Source organism: Shewanella sp. Isolate13 (assembly GCF_022398325.1).
Classification (GTDB): Bacteria; Pseudomonadota; Gammaproteobacteria; order Enterobacterales; family Shewanellaceae; genus Shewanella.
Genome location: NZ_JAKEVD010000051.1, coordinates 33,702 through 41,841 on the forward strand (window position 1 = coordinate 33,702; position 8,140 = coordinate 41,841).

Here is an 8,140-nt window from a genome sequence, read left to right on the forward strand (position 1 = left end):
AAGTGTTACTGTTGATCCAACTCGATGTTAATACCGAGCGAACGGATCTCTTTCAACAATACGTTGAACGATTCAGGCATACCTGGTTGCATCTGATGGTTACCGTCGACGATGTTCTTATACATCTGAGTACGACCGTTCACATCGTCCGATTTAACGGTTAGCATTTCTTGAAGTGTATATGCAGCACCGTAAGCTTCAAGTGCCCATACTTCCATCTCACCGAAACGCTGACCACCGAACTGTGCTTTACCACCCAATGGTTGCTGAGTAACAAGACTGTACGAACCGGTAGAACGGGCGTGCATCTTATCGTCAACCAAGTGGTTCAGTTTGAGCATGTACATGTAACCAACGGTTACTTGACGCTCAAATTGGTTACCAGTACGACCATCACACAGCGTTAGCTGACCTGATGTCGGTAGACCTGCAAGTTCAAGCATCTGCTTGATCTCTTTCTCTTTGGCACCATCAAACGCAGGTGTAGCTGTTGGCACACCGCCTTTTAGGTTTTTAGCAAGACGCAAGATTTCATCATCTGTAAATGAATCGATGTCAACGCGCTGCTGCACTTCGTCACCTAAGTCATAAACTTGCTTGATGTATCCGCGAAGTTCTGCCAATTCGCGCTGCTCTTCTAGCATCTCGGTAATACGGTTACCGATGCCTTTCGCTGCAGCACCCATATGAACTTCAAGTACCTGACCGATGTTCATACGTGAAGGTACACCTAGTGGGTTCAATACGATATCCACTGGATCGCCTTTTTCGTCGTATGGCATGTCTTCAATAGGACAAATCTTAGAGATTACACCCTTGTTACCATGACGACCCGCCATCTTATCACCAGGCTGGATAGTACGCTTAACCGCTAGGTAAACCTTAACGATCTTAAGTACACCAGGTGCTAAGTCATCACCTTGAGTGATCTTACGGCGCTTGATTTCGAACTTCTTATCGAAATCGGCTTTTAGCTCTTCCGCTTGCTCAGCTAGCTGTTCTAGCTCAGTTTGCTTCGTTTCATCATCGATGGTTTGAACCAACAATTGTGAACGAGGAATTGCATCAAGTTGGGCTTCATCGAAACCTGCACCTAGTAATAGGTTGCGAGCACGACCAAGAACACCATCTTCAAGAATTTGGAACTCTTCAGTCAAATCCTTACGAGCCTGAGCGATATGCATCTCTTCGATTTCAACAGCACGCTTGTCTTTCTCAACGCCGTCACGAGTAAATACTTGTACGTCGATGATAGTACCTTTAACAGAGTTAGGTACGCGTAGAGAGCTGTCTTTAACGTCAGACGCTTTTTCGCCGAAGATTGCACGTAGAAGTTTCTCTTCTGGAGTCAGCTGAGTTTCACCCTTAGGTGTTACTTTACCAACTAGGATGTCGCCACCCTTAACTTCTGCACCGATATAAACGATACCTGATTCGTCAAGCTTAGAAAGCGCAGACTCACCGACGTTTGGAATATCAGCAGTGATCTCTTCGCTACCCAACTTAGTATCACGAGCGATACATGAAAGCTCTTGAATGTGGATAGTTGTGAAACGGTCTTCTTGAGCTACACGCTCAGAGATCAAGATCGAGTCTTCGAAGTTGTAACCGTTCCAAGGCATGAACGCGATACGCATGTTCTGACCAAGAGCCAAATCACCTAAGTCGGTAGATGGGCCATCGGCTAGTACGTCGCCACGAACAACTGGGTCACCAACAGAACAACAAGGACGCTGGTTAATACAAGTGTTCTGGTTAGAACGCGTGTACTTAGTCAAGTTGTAAATATCGATACCAGCTTCACCTGGAGTCAATTCAGATTCGTTAACCTTAACAACGATACGGCTAGCATCAACGTAGTCAACATAACCACCACGCTTAGCAGCAACAACCACGCCTGAGTCGACAGCAAGTGTACGTTCAATACCTGTACCAACTAGCGGCTTATCAGCCTTCAGTGTTGGAACAGCCTGACGTTGCATGTTCGCACCCATCAATGCACGGTTCGCGTCATCGTGTTCTAGGAACGGAATTAGTGATGCCGCAACAGAAATAATCTGCTGTGGTGATACGTCCATATACTGGATGTCAGATGCACCCATAAATGTTGAATCACCTTTGTGACGACAAGCAATTAGCTCATCCATCATGCGGTTGTTTGCATCTAATTCTACGTTTGCCTGAGCGATAACGTAACGGCCTTCTTCGATTGCTGACAAGTAATCAACTTCTTCAGTAACCACGCCATCGATTACCTTACGGTAAGGCGTTTCTAGGAAGCCATAGTTGTTAGTACGCGCAAAGGTTGACAACGAGTTGATCAAACCAATGTTTGGACCTTCAGGCGTTTCGATTGGACATAGACGACCGTAGTGAGTCGGGTGTACGTCTCGAACTTCGAAACCAGCACGTTCACGTGTTAGACCACCTGGACCTAGAGCAGAAATACGACGCTTATGCGTTACTTCTGACAATGGGTTGTTTTGGTCCATGAACTGTGAAAGCTGTGAAGAGCCAAAGAATTCTTTAACAGCTGCAGAAATAGGCTTAGCGTTGATCAGATCTTGAGGCATTAGCTCATTTAGATCACCAAGGCTTAGACGCTCACGTACGGCACGTTCAACACGAACTAGACCAACACGGAACTGGTTTTCAGCCATTTCACCTACACTACGGATACGACGGTTACCTAGGTGATCGATATCATCAACTTCGTCCAAGCCGTTACGGATGGCGATGATGTTCTTCATCACGGCAACGATATCTTCTTTAGTTAAGATACCCGTACCTTCGTCGTCATCAATACCTAGACGACGGTTGAACTTCATACGACCTACTTTAGATAGATCATAACGTTCTTCACTGAAGAACAAGTTCTGGAATAGTGCTTCAGCAGCATCTTTGGTTGGTGGCTCACCAGGACGCATCATACGGTAGATTTCAACTAATGCTTCTAGGCGGTTAGTTGTAGAATCGATACGTATGGTGTCAGAGATATAAGCACCGTTATCAAGTTCGTTGATATACAGAGTGCTGATCTCTTTGATGCCAGCCATAGATAGCTTAGCTAGATCTTCTAGGCTGATCTCTGCGTTTGCAGAAACCAATACTTCGCCTGTATCTGGATCGATATAGTCTTGACCAGAGATCTTACCAGCGATGTACTCAACTGGTACTTCAAGCTCAGTAGTATTTGACTTTTCAAGCTGACGAATATGACGTGCAGTGATGCGACGTCCCTTCTCAACAAGAACAGTGCCTTCAGCGTCTTTAATGTCATAGCTTGCAGTTTCGCCACGAAGACGGTCTGCAACAAGATCCATTACTAATGAATCTTTCTTGATCTTAAAGTTTACGCGATCGAAGAACAGGTCAAGAATATCTTGAGTAGAGTAATCTAGAGCACGCAGAATGATCGAAGCCGCTAACTTACGACGACGGTCAATACGTACAAATAGTGCATCTTTAGGATCGAATTCAAAGTCTAACCAAGAACCACGGTAAGGAATAATACGTGCGTTATATAGCACCTTACCTGAAGAGTGGGTTTTACCACGGTCATGATCAAAGAATACGCCTGGGCTACGGTGTAGCTGAGACACGATTACACGTTCAGTACCATTGATAACAAAGGTACCGTTGTCAGTCATAAGAGGGATATCCCCCATATAGACTTCTTGTTCTTTAATGTCTTTTACTGTGCCAGGTGCAGCTTCACGGTCATACAGAACCATACGCAGTTTAACGCGTAGAGGTGCAGAGTATGTAACACCGCGGATTTGACACTCTTTCACATCAAAAACTGGCTCGCCTAGTTTGTAGCTGACATATTGCAGCTCAGAATTACCAGAAAAGCTCTTGATGGGAAAAACGCTACGGAAAGCAGCTTCAAAACCACGCTCACCTGTAGGATCTTGATCGGTGAACTTCTTAAAAGAGTCCAACTGGATTGACAAAAGGTAAGGGATGTCTAAAACACGTTGACGTTTACCAAAGTCTTTGCGAATACGCTTCTTTTCAGAATAGGAGTAAACCATGGGTTTCCTCTGATTGCGAGATGTGACCAAGACTGAATCAACCTAAATGTTGAAACAGCGCGTTTGCCCATCACCGTTGAAAGCAAGAACCCAACCAGTAATCTCTGCTAGGAACTGCGAAATCTGGCGATAAACGGTGAAAAAAAAATCGCCTGCGCTTACAGCGCAAAAAAGGCCGACGGTTAAAAAACCGCCAGCCTCCGCCCGATTACTCGGGAGGTTGTAAGTTATAGTATAACTTACTTGATCTCTACTGCAGCACCAGCTGCTTCAAGTTCAGTCTTAAGAGCTTCAGCTTCTTCTTTAGAGATAGCTTCTTTAACTGCTACTGGAGCAGATTCAGCCATGCCTTTAGCTTCTTTCAGGCCTAGACCTGTAGCGCCACGAAGAGCTTTAATTACTGCAACTTTGTTGTCGCCGTGAGAAGTAAGAATTACGTCGAATTCTGTTTTCTCTTCAGCAGCAGCAGCTTCGCCACCACCTGAAACAACAGCAGCAGCTGCAGATACGCCGAACTTCTCTTCCATAGCTTCGATTAGTTCAACAACTTCCATTACAGACATTGCTGCAAGGGCTTCTAAGATTTGGTCTTTAGTGATAGACATAACAAAAAATTCCTAATTGTACTGAATTCAATTTAATTAAGCGGCTTGTAAAATTAAGCAGCTTCTTTCTGATCGCGTAGAGCGGCCAATGTACGAACGAACTTGCCAGCAGATGCTTCTTTTAGAGTCATCATGAACTGAGCTAGTGCTTCTTCGTAAGTTGGTAGTTTTGCTAAACGATCAATGTTGTCTGCAGGGATTAATTCCCCTTCAAAGGCTGCTGCTTTGATTTCAAACTTCTCTTGCGCTTTAGCGAAATCTTTAAGAAGACGCGCAGCTGCACCTGGGTGCTCGTTAGAGAATGCAATCAAAGTAGGACCAGTGAACGTATCGCTTAGGCACTCAAAATCAGTACCTTCAACAGCGCGCTTAACTAGAGTGTTACGTACAACTTTAACGTACACACCAGCTTCACGAGCAGCTTTACGAAGACCGGTCATATCACCTACAGTTACACCGCGTGAATCGGCTACAACTGCAGATAAAGCACCTTTGGCAGCTTCGTTGACTTCAGCAACAATCGCTTTTTTGTCTTCGAGTCTTAATGCCATTGGCTATACTCCTGGATTCGATCTAGGGAAAGTTCCCTAGCAATTACCATGCTAAGCATCTAATGATACCTAGCGACTTACGGCGCGAATATATCCAGCAGAATAAAATCTATCTGGGGTCCGACACCGTCTACGCAGGAAATTAAGTCAATTACTTGAACCGACACCTACGGTCTTGGACGGAGGCTAGTCTTTAACCTAAAAGGATAAATCACAGCCCCAACCCTACAAAGTGCGCGCATTATAGACTAATGCGCGAGCTTTGTAAATTTACTTAACGTCTTCCAGAGTACTCTGGTCAACAGCAACACCTGCACCCATAGTGGTAGAGATGCTTACTTTCTTAACGAAAACGCCTTTAGCAGCTGCTGGCTTGGCTTTTTTAAGTGCGCCAATTAGAGCTTCTAAGTTTTCCTTAAGTTGAGCTGGTTCAAAGTCCACTTTACCGATAGTAGTGTGGATGATACCGTTCTTATCGTTACGGTAACGGATTTGACCCGCTTTAGCGTTCTTAACTGCTTCAGCAACGTTTGGCGTTACAGTACCAGTCTTAGGGTTAGGCATTAGACCACGTGGGCCTAGGATTTGACCTAACATACCAACAACGCGCATTGCATCTGGAGATGCGATAACTACGTCGAAGTTCATTTCGCCAGCTTTGATTTGTGCGGCAAGGTCATCCATACCAACAAGTTCAGCACCAGCTGCAGTAGCAGCTTCAGCGTTAGCACCTTGAGTGAACACAGCAACACGTACTTCACGACCAGTACCGTGTGGTAGCACAGTAGCGCCACGAACGTTTTGGTCAGATTTACGTGGGTCAACACCTAGGTTAACGGCAACGTCAACACTTTCAACGAACTTAGCAGTAGCTAGTTCTTTTAGAAGTGCAACAGCTTCATTGATGTCGTAGCTCTTAGTAGCTTCAACTTTCTCGCGGATTAGACGAGCGCGTTTAGTTAGCTTTGCCATTATATTAGTCCTCTACTACCAAACCCATTGAACGCGCAGTACCTTCAATTGAGCGAGTCATCGCTTCAATATCAGCACCAGTCATATCAGCGGCTTTAGTCTCAGCGATTTCCTGGACAGCGCTACGCTTGATAGTTCCCACTTTTTCAGTGTTAGGACGGCCAGAACCTGATTTCAGACCAGCTGCTTTAAGCAGTAGGAAAGACGCAGGTGGAGTCTTAGTTTCGAAAGTGAAAGAGCGATCAGTGTAAACAGTGATAACTACAGGAATTGGCATACCTTTCTCGAACTTTTCAGTACGAGCGTTGAATGCTTTACAGAATTCCATGATGTTAACACCTTTCTGACCCAATGCTGGGCCTACTGGTGGCGACGGGTTTGCAGCACCGGCTGCGACTTGCAGTTTGATGTAACCATCAACTTTCTTTGCCATGAGACATTTCCTCAAGTTTGGGTTCAAACGCCATCAACACTATGTTGAAAGGCTCCCCGAAAAATATGGGTGCGAATTATATATAAATTCGCACCCATTTCCAAATAGTATTTGCGCTTTATTTAATCAGCTTTTTTCAATCTGACTAAAATCAAGTTCTACTGGTGTCGAGCGGCCGAAGATCATCACAGAAACCTTAACGCGGTTCTTCTCATAATCCACTTCTTCAACGGTACCGTTGAAGTCAGCAAAAGGTCCGTCAGTAACACGAACGACTTCACCTGGCTCGAACATAACGCGATGCGTTGGAGACTCAGTAGTTTCTTGAAGACGCTGAAGGATTGCATCAGCCTCTTTATTCGAAATTGGTGCAGGACGATCAGATGTGCCACCGATGAAGCCCATTACACGTGGAATGCTCTTCACTAGGTGCCAGCTTTCATCGTTCATTTCCATCTGAACTAACACGTAGCCAGGGAAAAACTTGCGCTCGCTCTTACGACGTTGGCCTGCACGCATTTCAACGACTTCTTCAGTAGGTACCAAAACCTCACCAAAGTAATCTTCCATGCCATGCATTTTGATATGTTCAAGCAGAGTTTTACAAACACGGCCTTCATAGCCGGAAAACGCTTGAATTACATACCATCTTTTTTTAGCTTCAGTAGCTTCAGTCATACTTAATGCCTATACGCCTGTAATAAAATTAACAATTCTAAGCAATACTGCATCTAAGCCCCAAAGGACTAAACCTAAAACGGCTGTTGCAGCTAATACAATGAAAGTTGTATTGAGTGCTTCTTGACGCGTAGGCCAAACCACTTTACGAACTTCAATCTGTGATTCACGAGCAAAAGTTAAAGCTTGCTTGCCTTTTTCTGTTTGCAACGCAATGAAACCAGCGATAGCAAAAGTCACGACTACACCTAGGGCGCGTACAACGACACTTGCTTCATTAAAATATTGATTGCCAATAATTGCAGCAGCCAACAAGATTACGACTAGGCCCCACTTTACGATATCCAGAGAGTTACCCTGGCTTTCAGTATTTGTTGTCATCGGTTAATTCCGTTACTCACTACGTTCTGAGGCAAGGAACGCTATAAAATAGCATTTTGCTCAGTGAAAAATTCAGTCAGACTCGCTATCCGAACTGGCGACTGCCGAATATACTCTTAATAAAGTATAAGCGACGAGTCAAAAATCGGTCATAGATTGTATTCTTATTCCACTTATTTGGCAAGAATACAAAGCCCAGCTTCACTAACAAATTAAACGTAAATGCAATAAAACAAAAAAGGCAGCCTAAGCTGCCCTTTTCAATATTGAGTTAAGACTCGTTGCTATTAAGCAATGATCTTAGCTACAACACCAGCACCAACTGTACGGCCACCTTCACGGATAGCGAAACGTAGACCTTCGTCCATCGCGATTGGGCAGATTAGAGTAACAACCATCTTGATGTTGTCACCAGGCATAACCATTTCTACGCCTTCTGGTAGTTCGATAGTACCAGTTACGTCAGTTGTACGGAAGTAGAAC

At 44.6% G+C, this 8,140-nt stretch carries 7 protein-coding genes and 1 pseudogene; all 8 read right to left on the reverse strand.

Annotated features, from left to right (window positions below):
- Positions 1-5: 5 nt before the first annotated feature.
- A complete protein-coding gene (gene rpoB / locus L1D44_RS20480; protein ID WP_239893081.1) occupies positions 6-4,037 on the reverse strand; it encodes a DNA-directed RNA polymerase subunit beta in 4,032 nt (1,343 codons plus the stop codon).
- Positions 4,038-4,276: 239 nt separating this feature from the next.
- Positions 4,277-4,642, reverse strand: a complete 366-nt coding sequence (gene rplL / locus L1D44_RS20485) for a 50S ribosomal protein L7/L12 (RefSeq protein WP_028767981.1) — start codon at positions 4,640-4,642, stop codon at positions 4,277-4,279.
- 53 nt (positions 4,643-4,695) lie between these two features.
- Positions 4,696-5,193: a 50S ribosomal protein L10 gene (gene rplJ / locus L1D44_RS20490; RefSeq protein ID WP_220770209.1), complete on the reverse strand. Its 498-nt coding sequence runs from the start codon at positions 5,191-5,193 to the stop codon at positions 4,696-4,698.
- Positions 5,194-5,463: 270 nt separating this feature from the next.
- Positions 5,464-6,165, reverse strand: a complete 702-nt coding sequence (gene rplA, locus L1D44_RS20495) for a 50S ribosomal protein L1 (RefSeq protein WP_220770208.1) — start codon at positions 6,163-6,165, stop codon at positions 5,464-5,466.
- A 4-nt stretch (positions 6,166-6,169) separates the two neighbouring features.
- Complete coding sequence (rplK, locus tag L1D44_RS20500; protein ID WP_011863956.1) at positions 6,170-6,598, reverse strand: 50S ribosomal protein L11; 429 nt, start codon at positions 6,596-6,598, stop codon at positions 6,170-6,172.
- A gap of 126 nt (positions 6,599-6,724) precedes the next feature.
- Positions 6,725-7,276, reverse strand: coding sequence for a transcription termination/antitermination protein NusG (gene nusG, locus L1D44_RS20505; RefSeq protein WP_220770207.1), 552 nt, complete (start codon positions 7,274-7,276; stop codon positions 6,725-6,727).
- Between the two features lie 9 nt (positions 7,277-7,285).
- Entirely contained in the window at positions 7,286-7,657 is a 372-nt protein-coding gene (secE, locus tag L1D44_RS20510) for a preprotein translocase subunit SecE (RefSeq protein WP_220770206.1), read from the reverse strand.
- A gap of 287 nt (positions 7,658-7,944) precedes the next feature.
- A pseudogene (gene tuf, locus L1D44_RS20515) lies at positions 7,945-8,140 on the reverse strand (elongation factor Tu); the annotation flags it as partial.